The following is a 17,693-nucleotide window of genomic DNA, read 5'->3' as shown; positions in this document are numbered from 1 at the left end:
TAGCTAAGAGGCCGCTACCAACTGCATCAGCAATTCTACACTACAACTCATCGACCGTGACCTTGACTGAGAGCGAAAAATCTTCTTGAGAAAGTTCGTTCCTCCACGTAAGGTTGGGGAAGATAAAATAACAATAAATTCAAGGCTTTATCAGTTTTGCCCAAAACTCATCATTCAAAAGCAAATGCTAACTCTGGGCTGAACGATAAGCCGAGCGCAAAACAACTAACTGCGGTTGATCTCTTTAGTGGTGCAGGCGGCCTGACACAGGGCTTAAAAGACGCTGGCTTCGAAGTACTAGCTGGAGTTGAAATTGAAAAAATTCCGGCTAATACGTTCAACTTGAATCACCCGGATGTCGCTTGTATTAACAAAGATATTCGGCGTGTAGGAGCCGTCGAACTTCTTAAAATTATTAACCTAAAAAGAGGTGAACTAGATCTTTTGGCGGGATGCCCACCTTGCCAGGGCTTTTCAACTCTTCGCACGCGTAAAAAGGCTCGCGCTGTGGACGACGACCGAAACGATCTACTTTTTGAGTTTCTGCGGATAGTTGAAGCTCTTTCACCTCGCGCGCTGATGATGGAAAATGTTCCCGCCTTAGCAGGTGACCGGCGCATGAAGGCGTTTCTCAAGCGCATCTCTACCTTGGGCTACCGAGTTAGCCGAAAGAACATACGCGTTGAAGATGCTTCAAATTATGGGGTTCCTCAGCGCAGGTATCGCATGATCTTGCTGGCCTTAAAAGAAGGCCAGGTAAAGGAAGCGGAAAAAAGTGACCCCGTTACTGTTCGACAATGCCTAGAAGCTGCGAACTTGGCTCCAGTTGGCAGTGCAGATGATCCACTGCACGACCATATCCCGAAGCGCTCTGACCACGTAAAAGACATCATTCGCCACATCCCTAAAGATGGCGGTTCCAGAACCGCTCTTCCCGACCATTTAGTGCTGGAATGCCACAAGAAACGGAAAGGTGGATTTCGGGATGTTTATGGGCGAATGTCCTGGGACAATGTCTCACCAACGATGACTGGCGGATGTGGAAACCCTTCCAAAGGAAGGTATCTTCATCCTGAAGAAGACCGAGCTATTAGCTTACGTGAGGCTGCACTTTTTCAATCATTTCCGGCCGACTACAAGTTTGACTTGTCGAAAGGAAGAGACAAAGTGGCGCTGATGATCGGGAACGCTCTACCACCCGAGTTCATTAAGCGCCACGCTGTTGAAATCATGAAATCGCTTTCGGATTCCTAGCATTTTCTAATGACCCTGTTGCGGCTTGAAGTGATCCGAGCGACCCGCTCTCAGTATTAGCGGCACTCATACACCACTCGGCACGCTGTCATCGAAAGTAGCTTAGGTGCCTTTGTCCGATCCTCACAGTTACTTAGGGCTCAAAAAATCAAGTCCAACCCGAGATGCATGCGTCCCGACTTTTGACAGCAAGTTCAGAGCATACTCGTAACGCAACTGGACAGCATGCCGAGTAAAGGTAAATTCCTGGAACCCAAGCTGGTTATCACCCACTATGCTCTCTCTGTAGGCCTTAATAGTGCTCTCTGAGCTATAACATCCGCTGTTAGAAGCAAGCCAGTAGGAATAGACTAAATGGCGATCTCCAGCCCCTCCTCTGCCTGCGGAGGGGTAAATCCCATAAGCTTTGATTTTTCCATTGTCAGGCAGGAACAAGAAGTTTCCAGTGTGGGATTCAGCCCGACATTCGGAAATGTCGCTTAGCGGCTCTAATTTGGCTGCTGCAAACTGTAAATAGCCCTTTGCTTTACTTACCTTCTGGCCGGGGACAAGATCGCAAGATGGCGAAACTACAACCCAGACTTCGTTGTTGGCAGTCAAGATATGTCCCGTGGTTAGGTGGGTACCATTCGCTATCTTACACGAAACATGTGCATTCAGTTTGTCATGCGCAGACATCAATTCGTCGCCGTCACTCAGATCCACTGCATACTTAGCCGAATGCCTAATTCCTCCCTTCTCTGACTCTACCAACTTGCCAGAAAAATCTATTATCTCCCCTTCGCAATTCCCTCGGTAGAATTCGATTTGGCGCCCTACTTCACTTGAAATCAAAGAAGACCTAGCATCATCATCACTCTCTTCAATAAACCGCTTATAAAATAGCGCGCCAACGTGCGAATCCTCGAGCAAGAGGCCCTCTATCTGTGAGCCTTGCTGGTGCAAAATGTTGCGGATTTTTCCGGAAATTAGCCTAGAAGGGCTGGGTGACCAATCGTCCAAAGCCCGCTTCAGGACTTCCCAGAGCGATGGATCATTTGCCTTCGAAGAAAAAGCAATAAACCCTCTGTCAGATTTGATCCAAAGTACGCTGTCTTTAGACCAGCTCAAGCCAACAATGGCCTCATTGCTAATGTTTTGCTTTCTCTCAAAATCATCAACGCAGGCAGCTAGTAACTGAATAATATGTGTAGGATTTAAGTTTTTGTTCTCAATAACTTCATGAAAACCAATAAGAGCGTCAGTCCCTTTGCGTATTTCTTCATCACGAAGTACTCGACGAAACTCATCTAAACCCAGGCTTCGCAACAGAAGATATTGCTCTACTCCAAATATCTCCTCTACTTCTACACCTTTCTCGGCCGCCAAATCTTCACCCGCCTCGACAAGGCTTTGATGCCGATTTTCAACACGACTTAAAAGTGAAAGAAGAACATCTTGAAAGACTCTTTCAATTACTGCCTGGGTATGAAGGATAACAAGATTGAAATGATCGTTCTTGGCCAAAAGCTGACGAGCAATCGCTTTAGATTTTGAGCCGTCTCCAAGGGATCCATCCAACTGATAATCGAGAACAACTAAATCAGAATGATGATACCCAGCTCCATTGTCTGGGTCGGAAACATCATTTCGGACGTCTACGACCAGCGCTTTACCTCGGAGCTCTTTTAGACGCCTTGCCACTTCGGTAGGGTTCTCGAACTCGTCCGTCCCCTCACCAGTAAAACGGTCACTGCTTGGATCCCGAAGTACTGCTCCTGTTACAAGATTATCAATAGTCGGATACCCATCATCAATGATGGTTGCGGAGCGAACCGGTGCGATAAAAACTTCATCGATAAGGTCTTTGTATTCCATAGTTAATTATTCCCCGAAAAATCGGCATTTTTGAATTTAATCGCAAAATTGGCACCAGGCAGAATCTTTTCATCCTGCTTAATAACATATGCAATCTCATGAAAACTGGCCGCTAGGTTGGCTCTACAAAGGTAGAGGCCAATCCCCCGGCCTCCCGAAGATTTTCTGGTGAAGAAAAGAGTGAAGAGATAGCGCACGTCATCTTCGTTAACGCCAGGCCCGCTGTCCGAAACGATCACCCGTCCACCAGCCACACCAAGGTGAATTTTTTTCTCGGGCCCTCCACCATGAGAAACCCAATATTGACTGTTATTCACGAGGTTAATGAACACCGGAAACAATCTGGCAGGTTGCCCATAAACCGAAAATTCCTTGAAAGCATCTGATGCTTCAAATTCGACTCCAAGACGATCGAGTATCGGCCCAAAAAACTTGCCGAGATAGTCGAAAATTTCCACACCAGATATTCGCCTCTGAAGCTTCTCTCCAGATAGCTGAAGGGGAGCTAAAAATTGTAGCTGCTGCGTCAAACCGTGGTAGCCCATTTCAATCTGGCCTCCAACCCGCTCATCTTTTCGTAAACCGACAGGAAGAGCATCTAATCCCCGGCCAATCATGTTGTCATAGGCCTTCAGTTCGTGACCGAGGATCTCCACGGCAATGCCAAGCTGAGCAAGTGAGTTCAATCGATCTACCTCCGAGCGAAGCTCAGCATTTTCTTCCTCGCCTACTAGAGCGATTGTTTGCAGATCAATGCTCTCCGTTAAGCTTTCAAGGGCAAAGATATAATTCTCGAAAATATCTTCATTCTCGGCGTCTATGGATTGCCAAAGACTTGTCATCGCCTTTGAAGCATCAACCAAGCTCATTCTATTTTCGCGCACTTGCTCCACGATTATACTGCCGTCGCGGAACATCAATTTGTTCCGCTCACTGATCAAATCACCGACCCGGGAACCTTCGCCGTCCTGAAGATTTTTAATGGTACGAGACCATTTAGTGACACGTGACGAAAGTCGGCCCTGCTGACGTTTCAGTTGTTTATCGAGAATTTCCCAGGGTTCAGGCGGATCAATTTCATTTATCCGCTTGTCTAGTTCCGTTGAAAAATCTGACACCACTTCATTAACCGAGGATATATGGCTGCGGTACAGTGCGTATTCATCTTCAAGGCTCTTAAGATCTCTTGGTTTTCCCGGCACGCTTGCAGCAACAATGATCTGCCGCCCCTCCTCAACAAGCTCTTGTCCTTTCGGAATGTCACTCGCCGCTCGGATTACAAAATCACTCATGCGTGATCGCATTTCTGAGATTTTCGTTGGCAAAATCTTGTTCTGTTCTTTCAAATTCTTACGGAATTGTCGCCTGTTTTTTGCGGCAACCTCGCGGGCAGCTTCTTGCGCCTTCTCTTCTCTATTCTTCTTATTGATTTCTGGCATTTCCGTTTTCCGTATTTCTGAATACGAACCAAAGAAACGCCGCGCCGAGACCATAAGTATATTTACAACTAATCTCTTCAAAGACCGTGAAGCAGTATTCACGATGAAACCTTCGCGCCCGGCCTTGTCACGTAGATTTGGATTTGACAGTTGAGAAATTCCAACTCGCCCGAACATCCTACGTTCATTCCAAAACTCAGTCCCTGCCCTCATACTCCTACGTTTTTCAATTTCGAAAAAATCTGTGTCAGGTCTCCCATAAGGCATGACACGCAATCCATTTCGATAGACCCGCAGCCCATTATAAACGTTAAATTTTCCATCATCAATGTACGAAAATTCGGAGTCCGTATGAGTGGTATTTAAGCGTTTTTGCTCCATCGTCGCGGCGTAGAAATCAAAGGCACCTAACTGTGTTGTTGGCCCCTTCGGCGGCTTAAAATCATCGGGTGGCTCAATAGTAATTGGCCTCCCATCGTTCACCCAATTACCGAGACTTTTAACCGTCCCAATGAATACCCCGTTAATATCGACCCTACCATCAATGACATGCTCAAGAGTGTCGGTGATGCTTCTCGAAAATTCAGAGCGAGACGAAATTACATTTTCTTTATCTGCGCCTTTGACTACGTCAACAGAATAATCAAGTTCCAGACGTGGACTCATCGTGTCGACCACATCTGAGGCTGGGTCGTCTCTCTTTTCAAATGGATCGACGAAACCAATAAGTGTACGGACGAAACTTTGTCTGTCCTCGTCTTCACTACCGCGCAGCAATGCTTCTAGAACCTCATTCGTGTCACTAATTAGCAGTGCAGTACCATGGTCGGATGTACCCTCAGCTACCTCCCAGCGTTCAAGAAAACTCTGGGAAAACTTGCTGTTCGCAATTGCTTTTAAAATTTTCTCTGAGGGACTCTGACTTGGGATTTCATTTTTCTGACCATCACTAGTAGTAGTTTTGGTCTGATGGTCTGCCGAGACTTCGAGCTCATCATAGAGCTTCCATGCCTCTCGAATTCGAGCTTTCTTCGCCTTTACGCTATCGTCATCATTTGTCTTATCTTTAGGAGCGATGTTATCTTTCAGCGCATCAGCCAAATCCGGTAACTGTTCAAAAACTTCATCCAAATCCTGGGCAGTCAGAATTGGCGTGTTGATGTCCGACAAAATTAAATAGGGATTTTGAAAAACTCGCCAATCTATCAGTAGAGCGACATATTCAGAGCTTGCGTATGACTTTGATACCATGAACAAAAGCGGCCCGACATGGGCGGACGAAAGGCGCCCAATCCCCTTTTGGCCCTGTTTTGGCCTGTACTCTAACCCAAAAAGAGGTTTGTGGGTGCTACCATCAGAATCCACTTTAGATTCTGTGCCTATGACAAGCCACTTCTCCAAAATATCCGCTTTGGTCATGCCCTGCCCATTGTCAAGAAGTGACACCATCAACGGCTCATCCTGGAACAATGTCATTGTTACATTGGAGGCATACGCATCATATGAATTCTTCCACAGCTCAGAGACCGCGGTTGGCACGTCGGCGATTTGTTCACGACCCAGATGATCTACTGTCCGTGCACGTGTCGCAAAAGGTCTATTTTCAATCACTCGAAGATTTCCACCGCATTCTCCCAACCGATAAATGGTTGGTTGTTCATTCCCTAGAACGCCTGTCTGCCAACATCGGCAGAAACGAGTTCAATATAAGACGATCCACCGCTTAACTTTGGGTCTCTAGCCGTCAAAGTTTCAGACAAATTCCTAAAACACTCCAGTATTGTTATTCGCATCACCACCGCCTGTCAGCGAGTGTAACTCCCTCTTGTTGGTTTAGAGGGGATCCTGAGTTGAATTTCTTTATACTTACAACCGGATAGCATGTTGTGCAATCACAACCTGTCATATCCTAACGACACCATGACAAGGACCTGACTACTAAGCTCTAATGAAGCGCGCCGGATCAGTGTGCCTAGGCTGACCAAGCAACTTGCCAATTAGCATAGACCTTTGAAAACAACTCACCGATTTGCAAGGCAGAAGTCGCATAACACTTTCCTTGCAGGGCGGCGGTTCGACTAGCTTAGCTGAGCCGATTTGAGTGAATAGCCGCCTCGCAACTTTCTTCCTTAGTTCCCGCTTTATCCTTCCTAAACCGCAACACATACTGATTAAAAATCAACCACTTGGCTACGGATTGCAAATCCGTGTACACGAGTTCGATTCTCGTACTCGCCTCCAATCTTTTCAATGACTTGCGTCATGACCTCACTCCTACTACCTGAATTTTGAAACAAGCGTTGAAACTTTCACGTTCTGGTCTTGTTCCGTTCCATGCGATTTCGCGCCTCTTGTGCACGCGTCGCCAGTTCACGTTGCCTAATCGCTCCCCCATATTTCTTCAGCATCTCAACGCCAGAATGCCCTGTGACGGCTTTCACCATCTCATCGTCGCAACCTGACTGATAAAGCTCGATAGTTGCGTTCTTGCGCAGCCCGTGCGTGACGAATGTTGCAGCGTCCGGATGCTTCATCTTCGATTTGATCTTGCGCATTTCCTCGGCGACAGTCCGATACTGCACCGGGCGGCCATGTTTGCCGGTAATGATCGTCAGGCCCTCTTTGGAGACGGTGCCCAAATAGGCCTTGAGCCGGTCGGTAAGCGGGATCCACATGGGCTTGTCAGTTTTGCCCTGGGTGAAGTCATAGGCGCCGTCTTTTATGTGATCCCAACGGATAGCCACCACGTCGCCAATCCGCTGTCCTGTGCCGATGCACAACTCGTAGACCAGCCGTGCGCGGGGCGACGCCACCGCCTCGAACTCTTGCCGCACATCATCAGGCCAAGGCTCCCAGCCCTCACTTTTCTGTTTGAAAAGTGGAATCCCCTTCGCCGGGTTTCCGTGTTCTTTTTTGAGAAAGCCGATCAAGCGGGCGTGGTTCATCAGGATCACCATGACTTGAACCAGATAGTTCGCCTGCCGCCAGTGGTCAGCATTCGCACGGTGCAGCTCATAAATATGTTGCGTTTCGACCTTCCGGGGGTCTTTTTTGCCCCAGATTTTGCGGATGTGTTCAATGTATTTCCGGTAATCAGATTTGGTGCGCGGCTTGAGCTTTTTGTACGCGTCACTCTCAAAGTAGCTCAGCGCCAGCGCTTCAAAGTTGCGCTTGGACGATATTGGCTCGCGGCCTTTCAACAGTCGATTGTAATGGTCCCAGAATTCGAGAGTGCCAAATTCCTCTTTTATCATCACGGACTGCCCACGCGACCGGCGGATAAACCGGACATAGCCCCGATCAGCGTAGACGTACTTGGGAAAGCCTTTTTTGGTCATTTACCCATCCTCAAATCACTCGCCAGAAAATCGTCACCACCCTCTAGGGTCGTCATACCTGCATCGACAGTCACGCTGCCGTCAGGCTTGATTTCGAATTTCGCCCGGACCCAACCAGCTTCGCGCGCCTCCCGAAGGAGAGCGATCACGGTATTTCTGGCCATAGTCTGAGGGCTAAAGTTAGCCATTTTTACTGCCCACCTGCTGGTCCGACACGGTCATACTGAGGGGAGAAAAACACGTTCTTCGCCCGACAGGTCGCGACTATCCCCATCGGCCTTGCCATGGATGGTATTCATTTCGGCAATATTCTTGCCGCGTGACTCTTTTAGGTCTCGCAGGTTATTAGGAAGCATCTTAGTTCCTCTCATCAGGAGTTGAGGTGGAAGGCCCGCGCGGGTTGGTCGCCAAACACATTCCCGCGCTGGCCGGTTGGACACGTCGCTGAGATCACGCCACCACACGGTGGGGCTCCAATCTCAACACCCATTTTGATTGTGTTATTTGATCAGACTCAAGTCTGGCTCATCTGGAAACGTCTCCCAAAAAAGCTCCTCAATCTGAAAATTAAAGTCATCGAACTTGTCAAATAAATTGGCCGAAAACGAAAATGTTCGCTTGTGATCACCATTCCAATGACCGGGCAAACCTTCGTTCTTGAATGCTTCGACAATGTGTCCGTTTTCGTACACTAAGATTTCTGGCCAAGTCAGATTTATCTCATAAGTAAGCTTGCGCTCACGATGGCGGCGATTTTCGAATTCTGGTTTCAGCTTTCCATGCGGGGCAATCACCATCAGCAACGTATAAAGCATGCGTTCGAACGTTGTTTCTCTTAATTTTTCTGGCGCCGTTTCAGGAACGCCATCCCTTGTCAGGCTAAGGTATTCCTCAACAATACGTGCCGTATCTGCTAACTTTGGCCGTGCTCCCACTGCAACTAAGAGCTTTATGACATCACCAACACGCGCGTCAGCGATTGCCCTCCCCTTGCTCTTGGGAAGAAACCCAGCATCAATCAGCCTTCTGCTATACTGCGCAACTGTCGAGTAATCTTCATTCAACGCCCCTGAGACCACCTCGTTCAGCTCGGATATTGACGCCATAATTTCACCATCCATTTTTGCCTTGCTTGGCTTTATGTTTTTTAAAACAAAAAGTCAAACTGAATATCCAATGAAACACCAGGCACTCGAGCGATGTAAGCAGACGCTCATGGCGGCAAGCACGTCCGGTCGCAGTGCGTAAGAGAATGCTGTATCACTTCGACCGATTGTTACGGCCGCCAAACGCAGCAACCGTCGCTCTCACGTCATGGCTGCGCCCCTTCACCTAGGACACGCGCCAAAGGTCTTCTGCGCAGGCTTTCGGTTTTGGTGACCCACTTGCGCGAAGGCCCACTGTGGTCGTTCGTGCTAAGCACGTCTAACGGCAGCAGCCAGCCCTTCTAAGACATTGGTGCCCAGTGCAGCACGGGGGACGTCTGGAGCAGGAAGGGCGGACACCGGACTTTCTCTGCAAGTGCGAACCAACCCTGCCGAGACATTGGAAGCCGACGTTCAGGCGACCCTGAAACTGGGTTTCGCTTAGCACCGCCGCATGACCGTAAAAAGCCCTTTCTACCGTTGTTGGTCATCGTGAGCCGTATAACAAAAATTCAGAGGCCCAACGGCCAATGAGGCCGGGAGGATCAACAGGAGGATGCATAACTCGTTGTGTTTTCGGGCTAACAAAATAGTGTGGCGGTGACTTCAATCGTGACAAGAGGTTCTGAATTGCCGGCTCTCAACCTATCAAGACTTGATCAGATGCATGTGGATGTTGCCATTATTGGCGCTGGGATAAACGGTGCCAGTGCCGCGCAACATCTCAGCGCAGCCGGATATCGTGTGCTGGTGGTGGATCAGGGTGACTTTGCCAACGGGGCAACCAGCCGATCTAGTCGCTTGCTCCATTGTGGATTGCGACACTTGGCAACGGGAACCAACTTTTGGCACTCTCTGCTGCGTCCTGATCGTCTGGCCAAGTCGATAAAGACCGTACGTGACGATATGTTGGCGAGAGACGAAATTGTACGGACAATTCCTGACCGGGTAAAACCGATCAATTTCTGCGTGCCAATCTATAACGACGATCAGTATACGCCGTGGCAAATGGATGCGGCGTTTGCAGCCTTGCGAATGACGAGCCCAAGAGGCGTGCCGCTGGACTATCGGAGGTACAGCCCGAAAAACCAAAACGAAGTTCCGATTAGCCCCTGGCTGCGCGATCCAGACAAGCTGCGCAGTGTCGCGGTCTTTCGAGAGTATATCTTTGATTGGCCAGAGCGCATTGCGCTGGACGCAGTTTTCGACGCACGCCGGATGGGCGCGATCGTTCGAAACTACACGCGGGTCGTGGACCTGAGGCAGCGGGACCAGGGAGCAGCCGGCTGGCATCTGACTCTGCAATCGACCCACGGGGACACCCAAGGGAACTCCGGCTCCGCCAGTGTGACTGCCGATCTCGTCCTTAACCTCGCCGGAGCCTGGGTCGATGATCTCATCCACAAAACCGGTTCCAATGCGGCCCCAAAATGCACCGGAATGAAAGGCATTCACATTGCATTACGCCTTCCAGAGGAATTCAACGATTGGGGTGTGTTCACCTATAACAGCCTGGGCGAGCCGCTCTACTGCCTGCCCTTTCGCGGCGTTCACTACATTGGATTGACGCGGACACCGTTCACGGGCGATATCGCCGGAGTTTCCGCCTCCGATCAGGAAATCGATTGGATGATTGCTGAAACCAACCGCTGCTTGCCTAAACTGGCAATATCTCGAGATGATATTTTGTATTCTTGGGCGGGCGTCAATCCATTGACCAGCGATCCGGAAGAGCCGCTGGGAAGTCGCGAAATCAAGCTTCATGATCTTGCGCCTGATGGATTGCCCGGTCTTCTGACGTTAACCGGCGGACCAATAATGACCCACAGGCGTGTTGCGCGACGACTGGTCAAAGAAATCACAGGCCGACTGTCACCCACTGCCGCACCGCAACGTCCAGACTATCAAGGCGCTCAGATGATATCGGATCAAGGGGGTACAGCAAACATACCTGCGGTTGAGATCGAGCGTTGCGTACGTGATGAGATGCCCATCAGTCTGGCCGATCTTCTTATGCGACGGTTGGGTTTGGGGTGGGAGCCTGATCAGGGGGGCAGTCAAGCGCGTTCAATTGCCGAGGTCGCAGCGCCACTTCTGGGGTGGTCAGAAGCCCGGATTGAAGAGGAACTGCGTGCATATCAGCTTCACTTGGCCAAAGCATGCCGCAGGCCAAATTCCGTGTAAAACACTTGTCAGCGTGCGACGGCAGTGCGTTTATTCTGGCAGCGCATGTATTTGAGAATGATACTTGAAAATGTGAACGCCGCCAAATCCCATGTTTCCGAACGACAACTTTGTCCGCTCTGCAGCCATCCGGCATATGAAAATGCCGCGTGATGCACGAACGGCTAGTCTGGTGACACTGCGCTGCAGCGTTGACCCTTGTCACCAAAGGCCGGAATGGGCCGTTCGCGACATGTCGGCGCGCCCTGGGGGCCGACTTTGCAAAGGTCGATAACTGCGCATTGTCGCCGTTGGTGGTGATCGCGTCTAATGGCCGGTTCCAGCCCTTCTACGACATTGGTGCGCAGTGCAGCATGGGGGCTTCTGAAGCAGGAAGGGCGGAGAGCCGTCCTTCGCTGCAATCGCGCACTTGAATAGGCAAGTTCCAAAAGCGAACCTCCAACGGGCGGCTAACGCGCATTTCCCTTCGGCACTACAGCGGTCCGATTATAACCCTTTACTGTTATGGATTTTTTTCACGAATTGACTAGCCTACAATCGCAGTGACTTCCGCATCTGACCCAAGCGGAAGTCAAATTGCTCGTGCTGAATTGGATGTATTGCCCCAAGCCTGACCGTCAGGTTCATTTCTTCATGAACGATTGCGCGAGCCATATGTTACCCAATTCTGTGGCGTGTCATGCTGAGGATAACTTGCACACAGCCGGTTTTGCCTGTGTGCAAGTATTACTTTGCCTACTCGGGAATGTCGGCGAAAGCATCAATTGAGAAAGGGTTTGATTTCTCATTTTGAACCCGCGTCGCGGTGCCTGGCAAGATTTCAAAACCGATCTCGAAAGTGACCATTGTCGATGCAAGAAAACTCAGAACTTCCAAGTCACCCTCAGCTGTTGCGGTTCCATTTTCAATTTGAGCATTTAGAGATTTTGCGCCCATCATGACCTGTTCAAGATCGCTGCGATTGATGGTAATTGTCAGGTCTGCATCAGTTGCCTGATAGCCCTCGATATTGGTCAACGCTTCGTTACTGAGCTCGATAATGAACTTCTCACCGTTGTCGGGCAGAACGAGATTTATTTTGAAACTCATGCCGACTGTTTTTGTACTGTCCATTCGAATGCCGAGAAAATCTAGGAATAATTCTGTAGACATCGCCCGGATCACGTCCGGTCCACTGGTTTTAGGTGATTCACCTCCAGGAATACCGGAGCGCAGTTCGAAGGCGCCAGCCAGAAAAGCATTACGCAGTCCTGAGTTTTCCTGTTGGTAACCGAGCTGCTCATAGACATCAGCTAAAAGGTCCTTTCCAGCCTGATTTTCTGGCTCGGCATGAACAAGCTTATCTAATATTTCGGTAGCTTCCAGATACTTACCCTGATCGTGAAGTTCCCTTCCTTTTATCATAATTTTTTCGGCACCCCCCATCATCTCAACATAAAGTGGCGCTGAGTCACCTGGAGATAGTGGGATCAGTGTCGCCGGGTTGTTGTCCCAGTGACCAATGTAAAAGTTAACAATGCCGCGGACGTTATTTTGACGGGAGCCGTGATAAAAACCGGTCGTCCACCCGTCGTCAAGGCTGGCCGGTGATTGGTAAACATTGTGTATCTCGTTAATAGTAACACCTTGGTTTACATTGTGCAGAACGACATTGTTCATGTGGGCATAGATATCACGTTGGTCCCTGAGAACTTCCTGGATACGATCATTGCCCCACCGCGGCCAATGATGGGATGCGAACATCACCTCAGCCTGGTCACCGAACGAATATAATGCTGCATTGATATATTTCGACCAGCGCAGTGAGTCTCGAACCTGGGCACCGCGTAGAGTATAGATATTGTGAACTAGACCCATTACATTTTCAGCCATCCACAAGGCCTTCATGCTCGGGATGTAGGTGTTCATCTCCGATGGAGCTTCGGTCCCTGGAGTGTTCTGGAAAACCATCTTGATGCCGTCAACTTCAATCTCCTCAACCCCGTCTTCGATAACGCGGGTTGGTGGAATTAGTCCGGTGTTGCCCGTAGCAACATTCAAGTCCAGTCCCTGGCCAGCGTGACCAAAGGGGTTGGCAGGTAGCAACACACCGTACTGATAGAACAACCGACGATTCATAGCATTGCCGGCGTAAATATTCTCGGAAATCGCGTATTGCATGAAATCTCGTGGGGCAATGATCTCCACCTTGCCCGAATTTACATCATCCTCATTAACAATACCGCGCACACCACCCCAGTGATCGCCATGGGAATGAGAGTAGATCACTGCGACAACAGGTATATCCCCCAGATGTTCATCAAGAAGTTCCTTGGCTGCCCGCGCGGTCTCCGCAGCGGTCAGTGGATCAAACACGATCCAGCCGGTTTCACCTCTTACAAAAGTAATATTTGCCAGATCAAAGCCTCGAACCTGATAAATACCCGGAATAACTTCATAAAGTCCGAAGTTCAAATTAAGTTGAGAGTTACGCAGCATTGATGGGTGTATGCTATTGATATTATCGTCGTCTCTCAAGAACTGGTATCTCTCTTTGTCCCAGGCAACGTTACCGGCATCGGCCATGATTATCATTGACGTGGGAGCCCCCATAAACCCCTTTGCCTGCTCTTCGAAGTCTTGCGTATCAAAAAAAGGTAAATTCGCGCGCGCCTCTTCAAATACTTTTAGCGTATGCTCTGACGGCAGTTTTCCGTCTGGGTGAAAATGTTCGATTTCTTGCGCCAGGGCTATGCTAGATGTAAATCCAAGAGAAATGGCCGCAGTCATTGAAATGAGCGGTTTACTGATTGGCATATTAATTCCCCCAATTTACAAAGTATCTTGATTTTGAATTTAACAAAATCAATTGACTCAGGTAGCCTGAAGATTTAAAAAGTCAAATTACCAAATTCGTGTCATGTTTTGATCAAGTTGATGTTTCTTTGACCGGAAAAACATACTGCCGTGTTATTAGTGCAGACGGGAGGGGAAATGTCGATTTTGATGCCATACCAGATCCCCAATAACGGCACGAAATTAGTGTCTCATATCGCGGAGCAATTTTCAAACATATAGGCTCTGGTCGTCTTGAGGGCACTGCCCTCAGAGAGTGGCCCAGTATATTGCGACCGTGACCAGTGTCCACTTTCACCGCTTGCAACGCGGAATCCGCTGTCTGCGTCGATGTCCGCAAAGGGCCGGTCGCGGCTCATAGTCGGCTTCGCATCCTGGACTTTGCAAAGGTGACTTACTGCGCATAGCTGCCGTTGATACTGGACGCAGCGAATGCCCGCTTTCCGTCCTTTTTCACCAGGCTCACGTCAGCCGGTACTTTGCTCGTGCCTTACCAATCCTATCCTCGGCAGGGTTCTCGCTCCTGGCGACATGTCCCATGACTTCCTTGGCGAGTTTGCGGGCCTCGTCCACGGTAATCTTGCCGTGCCGCCCGGTGGACACGCGCCGGGCTCTTCCACCTTTGCGATATTGTGCCTGATAGGTCTGGGCTCTTGATGGCGTCACACGCAGCCCAAAAGCCACCGGGCCATTTTCGATTGCGGATTGGTCGTGGTGTCTCGATTGGCCGCGTAGGGGGGCAGAAATGCCCACTCAGGCCACCTGAAGGCAGGCGAGGCGCAACAACCCACATTGATAATTCAGCCATTCTGGGGGCATCTGAGAGGCTCACCGTTTCACTTCTGGAAAGGGCGGTCAAAACCGAACCCAAAAGTGGCGCAAAATGAAGGGGCGGCTTAGGGCCGTTCGTGACTATGATGGACGGGGACAGTAGTTTGAATGCTGCACCATGCACATTTCGGCACTAGGGGCGGCTTGAGGAAGTTCGCTGCAAGTACAAGAAGTTCCAGCACAATGGCAAACGCGGTCATTCGCCCTGCTGCAAACCGACACGATAGTTGGTCCGCAAAGGCGTTTGTTAACAGAATATATCATATAAAAGCCGGATGATTTTCAGCGTTCTCTGATCCGCAATCGCATAGAAAACCTGTTTACCCTCACGTCTGGATTTCACAAAACCCTCGTGTCTGAAGCGGGCCAGATGTTGCGACACCGAAGACTGTCGAAGGTCCAGCGCCGTCTCAAGTTGCGAGACGGTTTTCTCTTCCTCAACAAGTTCACACAGAATCCAAAGCCGGTCCTTGTGCGCCAGAGCTTTCAGAAACTCCGCCGCTTCTTCGGCTTTGTCGCCAACGATGTTCTGCGGCGGCAATGATGGCTGATCATGTCTGTTTTGAGAGTTCACACTGTCCACGCCCCTACGGATGGTCCACGCGAATAATTCATCACTCTACGGCAAATTTCAATCCCTATAACTATGATATTTACATATTATAATTTGTGTATATGTTGACGTCTAGAGTCTCGAAGCCAAAGGAGTGAACCGATGCCCCCTGTTGTAACACCGTTCTTTGACGAAAAGACGAACACAGCGTCCTTTGCTGTCAAAGATCCGACAAGCAATCACTGTGCAATTTTGGATTCCGTGTTGGATTTTGACTATTTCTCTGGCAGAACCGACACCCGCTCGGCGGATGACATCATCGCCTATGTCAAAGACAATAGTTTGATAGTCGATTGGATTTTGGAAACACATGTGCACGCCGATCACTTGTCTGCGGCACCGTATCTGCAAGAAAAACTGGGCGGCAAGATCGGCATTGGCGAGAAGATCACGGTTGTTCAGGACACTTTTGGGAAAGTCTTCAATGAAGGCACGGAATTCCAGCGCGACGGCTCGCAATTTGACCGGTTGTTTGAGCAGGGTGATACGTTTTCGATCGGCAATCTGAAGGCATCGGTCCTGCACACCCCGGGCCACACGCCCGCCTGTCTCACCTACGTGGTCGAGGATGTTGCTTTTGTCGGTGACACATTGTTCATGCCGGATTTTGGCACTGCGCGTGTTGATTTCCCCGGCGGATCAGCCACCGATCTTTACGCCTCGATTCAAAAAATCTTCGCGCTGCCCGATGAAACCCGTGTTTTTGTCGGCCATGACTACAAAGCCCCCGGTCGCGATGCCTATGCCTGGGAAACGACGGTCGGTCAGCAAAAGCGGGCAAACAAACACGTCGGCAACGGCACCACTGAAAGTGACTTTGTGGAACTGCGCTCTGCAAGGGACGCCAGTCTGGCTATGCCCAAGCTGATTATCCCATCGTTGCAGGTGAACATGCGTGCAGGTCGGATGCCGGTCGAGGAAGATAACGGAACGACCTATCTCAAGTTCCCAGTAAATGGATTGTAATCATGATTGAACAAAGTTGGGTTTACGGCCTCCTCGGAGGTCTGACGATTGGGGGCGCCGCGTCCGTCTATCTTCTGATGAACGGAAGAATAATGGGCGCCAGTGGAATTTTGGGCGGGTTGGTCGACGGTTCCGGGCGTAATACTTGGCGAGAGCGTGCAACGTTCCTGCTTGGGCTTATTGCCGTTCCCGGTCTTGTCGCCTTGATGATTGGCGCGCCTGAAACACACATCACATCGAATGCATGGATCCTGATTTCGGCTGGAATTTTGGTTGGCCTTGGCACTCGATTTGCCAGAGGCTGTACCAGCGGTCATGGGGTTTGCGGCATCTCGCGGCTTTCACTGAGAGGGATGGTGGCAACCGTGTTTTATCTGCTGGCAGGCGGTCTGAGCATCGTCGTTTTCAAACACATTCTGGGGGTTATCTGATGCGTAATCTATCCTCTTTCATCAGCGGCAGCTTGTTTGGTCTGGGTCTGATTATATCAGGCATGACTGACACGGTCAAAGTTCAAGGCTGGTTGGATATTTTCGGTGACTGGGATCCGACCCTGGCCTTTGTCCTGGGCGGTGCCATTCTGCCAATGTTCTTCACCTGGCAATACGCCAAGCGTCGTCAAACATCGTTTCTGGGCACCACATTGCCCGAACCACCCGAACAGAAAGTTGGTCGAAATCTGGTCATTGGGTCATTCCTATTTGGTGCAGGCTGGGGGCTTGCCGGTCTCTGCCCTGGCCCGGCCATGGCATCCCTGACGTTCAACGGCACAAGCGGTGCTTTGTTCTTCGCTTCCATGGTCGTCGGCATGTGGTTGGCCGTTCCTCTTAAGCGTCGCATTCCACAAACCGCCTGAAAGGAAGGAAAATGATCATCAACCAACTGTCCAAGGACTTTAGTGCTTCGGCGCAGATTTCTGTCGCTGAAGTTCAAGATCTAGCCGCCAGAGGCTTCACAACCATTGTCTGCAGTCGCCCGGACAGAGAAGTGTCCGCCGGTGAAACCTCGCAAGATATCCAGCAAGCCGCAGCTAGGGTTGAGTTTTCACCACCTGCCGCTGGTTCCCAGTGAAGTTAATCTTGAACATGTTGAGGCCCTGCGGGAAATTCTGAATGACGATAGCTGTCAGGTTCTCGGCTATTGCCGTACGGGTGCGTGGGCGGCAAGCCTGTGGGCTCGGACACAGACAATCTGACAAGGTCACGGCGGAGCCAATTCCGTGCCACTGTGC

General features: G+C 50.0%; 13 protein-coding genes and 1 pseudogene. 6 read left to right on the top strand and 8 right to left on the bottom strand.

The annotated features are described in order from the left end of the window. The first annotated feature begins 156 nt into the window (after window positions 1-156). Window positions 157-1,254: a DNA cytosine methyltransferase gene (locus QPJ95_RS14040; RefSeq protein WP_270920376.1), complete on the top strand. Its 1,098-nt coding sequence runs from the start codon at window positions 157-159 to the stop codon at window positions 1,252-1,254. A 129-nt stretch (window positions 1,255-1,383) separates the two neighbouring features. On the opposite strand, the gene QPJ95_RS14035 is transcribed toward QPJ95_RS14040, so the two are convergent. The 5 genes from QPJ95_RS14035 to QPJ95_RS14015 form a co-directional block, all read right to left on the bottom strand. Beyond that, window positions 1,384-3,111: a response regulator receiver domain gene (locus tag QPJ95_RS14035; RefSeq protein WP_270920375.1), complete on the bottom strand. Its 1,728-nt coding sequence runs from the start codon at window positions 3,109-3,111 to the stop codon at window positions 1,384-1,386. Window positions 3,112-3,113: 2 nt separating this feature from the next. Continuing rightward, window positions 3,114-6,161 (bottom strand): sensor histidine kinase, encoded by a 3,048-nt coding sequence (locus QPJ95_RS14030; protein ID WP_270920374.1) that lies wholly within the window; start codon window positions 6,159-6,161, stop codon window positions 3,114-3,116. Window positions 6,162-6,859: 698 nt separating this feature from the next. After that, window positions 6,860-7,888 carry a site-specific integrase gene (locus tag QPJ95_RS14025; protein WP_286018126.1) on the bottom strand — a complete coding sequence of 343 codons (1,029 nt, stop codon included), beginning with the start codon at window positions 7,886-7,888 and terminating at the stop codon, window positions 6,860-6,862. Next, the gene (locus QPJ95_RS14020; RefSeq protein WP_270920770.1) at window positions 7,885-8,076 is read right to left on the bottom strand and encodes a hypothetical protein; all 192 of its coding nucleotides are present in this window, start codon (window positions 8,074-8,076) and stop codon (window positions 7,885-7,887) included. The genes QPJ95_RS14025 and QPJ95_RS14020 overlap by 4 nt, the downstream gene beginning before the upstream one ends. Window positions 8,077-8,388: 312 nt before the next feature. Then, window positions 8,389-9,009 carry a hypothetical protein gene (locus tag QPJ95_RS14015; protein WP_270921063.1) on the bottom strand — a complete coding sequence of 207 codons (621 nt, stop codon included), beginning with the start codon at window positions 9,007-9,009 and terminating at the stop codon, window positions 8,389-8,391. 654 nt (window positions 9,010-9,663) lie between these two features. Here QPJ95_RS14015 and QPJ95_RS14010 point away from each other — a divergent pair. Next, the gene (locus QPJ95_RS14010) at window positions 9,664-11,217 is read left to right on the top strand and encodes an FAD-dependent oxidoreductase (protein ID WP_270921062.1); all 1,554 of its coding nucleotides are present in this window, start codon (window positions 9,664-9,666) and stop codon (window positions 11,215-11,217) included. 735 nt (window positions 11,218-11,952) lie between these two features. Here the strand turns inward: QPJ95_RS14010 and QPJ95_RS14005 are convergent. The 3 genes from QPJ95_RS14005 to QPJ95_RS13995 all read right to left on the bottom strand — a co-directional run bounded on the left by QPJ95_RS14005 (window position 11,953) and on the right by QPJ95_RS13995 (window position 15,457). Continuing rightward, window positions 11,953-14,013, bottom strand: coding sequence for an alkyl/aryl-sulfatase (locus QPJ95_RS14005; protein ID WP_270921061.1), 2,061 nt, complete (start codon window positions 14,011-14,013; stop codon window positions 11,953-11,955). A 501-nt stretch (window positions 14,014-14,514) separates the two neighbouring features. Then, on the bottom strand, window positions 14,515-14,805 hold the full coding sequence (locus tag QPJ95_RS14000; protein WP_286018125.1) for an Arm DNA-binding domain-containing protein: 291 nt from the start codon (window positions 14,803-14,805) through the stop codon (window positions 14,515-14,517). A 325-nt stretch (window positions 14,806-15,130) separates the two neighbouring features. Further along, on the bottom strand, window positions 15,131-15,457 hold the full coding sequence (locus QPJ95_RS13995) for an ArsR/SmtB family transcription factor (protein ID WP_270921060.1): 327 nt from the start codon (window positions 15,455-15,457) through the stop codon (window positions 15,131-15,133). 141 nt (window positions 15,458-15,598) lie between these two features. Here QPJ95_RS13995 and QPJ95_RS13990 point away from each other — a divergent pair, with 141 nt between their 5' ends. The 4 genes and pseudogenes from QPJ95_RS13990 to QPJ95_RS24225 all read left to right on the top strand — a co-directional run bounded on the left by QPJ95_RS13990 (window position 15,599) and on the right by QPJ95_RS24225 (window position 17,657). After that, on the top strand, window positions 15,599-16,462 hold the full coding sequence (locus QPJ95_RS13990) for an MBL fold metallo-hydrolase (RefSeq protein WP_270921059.1): 864 nt from the start codon (window positions 15,599-15,601) through the stop codon (window positions 16,460-16,462). Window positions 16,463-16,467: 5 nt separating this feature from the next. After that, window positions 16,468-16,893 carry a YeeE/YedE family protein gene (locus QPJ95_RS13985; protein ID WP_270921064.1) on the top strand — a complete coding sequence of 142 codons (426 nt, stop codon included), beginning with the start codon at window positions 16,468-16,470 and terminating at the stop codon, window positions 16,891-16,893. After that, a complete protein-coding gene (locus tag QPJ95_RS13980) occupies window positions 16,893-17,318 on the top strand; it encodes a DUF6691 family protein (RefSeq protein ID WP_270921058.1) in 426 nt (141 codons plus the stop codon). Before QPJ95_RS13985 ends, QPJ95_RS13980 begins: the two co-directional genes overlap by 1 nt. An 11-nt stretch (window positions 17,319-17,329) precedes the next feature. After that, window positions 17,330-17,657: pseudogene (locus QPJ95_RS24225) on the top strand (beta-lactamase hydrolase domain-containing protein). The last annotated feature ends 36 nt before the right edge of the window (window positions 17,658-17,693 follow it).

Source organism: Parasedimentitalea psychrophila (genome assembly GCF_030285785.1).
GTDB classification, from domain to species: Bacteria; Pseudomonadota; Alphaproteobacteria; order Rhodobacterales; family Rhodobacteraceae; genus Parasedimentitalea; species Parasedimentitalea psychrophila.
Note: the sequence above shows the minus strand (reverse complement) of the source record. Positions and strands in the feature narration are given on the sequence as shown.

Coding starts and splice junctions, on each gene's coding strand:
- QPJ95_RS14035 (WP_270920375.1), bottom strand. CDS start 3,111: ATGGAATACAAAGACCTTATCGATGAAGTTTTTATCGCACCGGTTCGC.
- QPJ95_RS14025 (WP_286018126.1), bottom strand. CDS start 7,888: ATGACCAAAAAAGGCTTTCCCAAGTACGTCTACGCTGATCGGGGCTAT.
- QPJ95_RS14020 (WP_270920770.1), bottom strand. CDS start 8,076: ATGGCTAACTTTAGCCCTCAGACTATGGCCAGAAATACCGTGATCGCT.
- QPJ95_RS14015 (WP_270921063.1), bottom strand. CDS start 9,009: ATGGATGGTGAAATTATGGCGTCAATATCCGAGCTGAACGAGGTGGTC.
- QPJ95_RS14005 (WP_270921061.1), bottom strand. CDS start 14,013: ATGCCAATCAGTAAACCGCTCATTTCAATGACTGCGGCCATTTCTCTT.
- QPJ95_RS13990 (WP_270921059.1), top strand. CDS start 15,599: ATGCCCCCTGTTGTAACACCGTTCTTTGACGAAAAGACGAACACAGCG.
- QPJ95_RS13980 (WP_270921058.1), top strand. CDS start 16,893: ATGCGTAATCTATCCTCTTTCATCAGCGGCAGCTTGTTTGGTCTGGGT.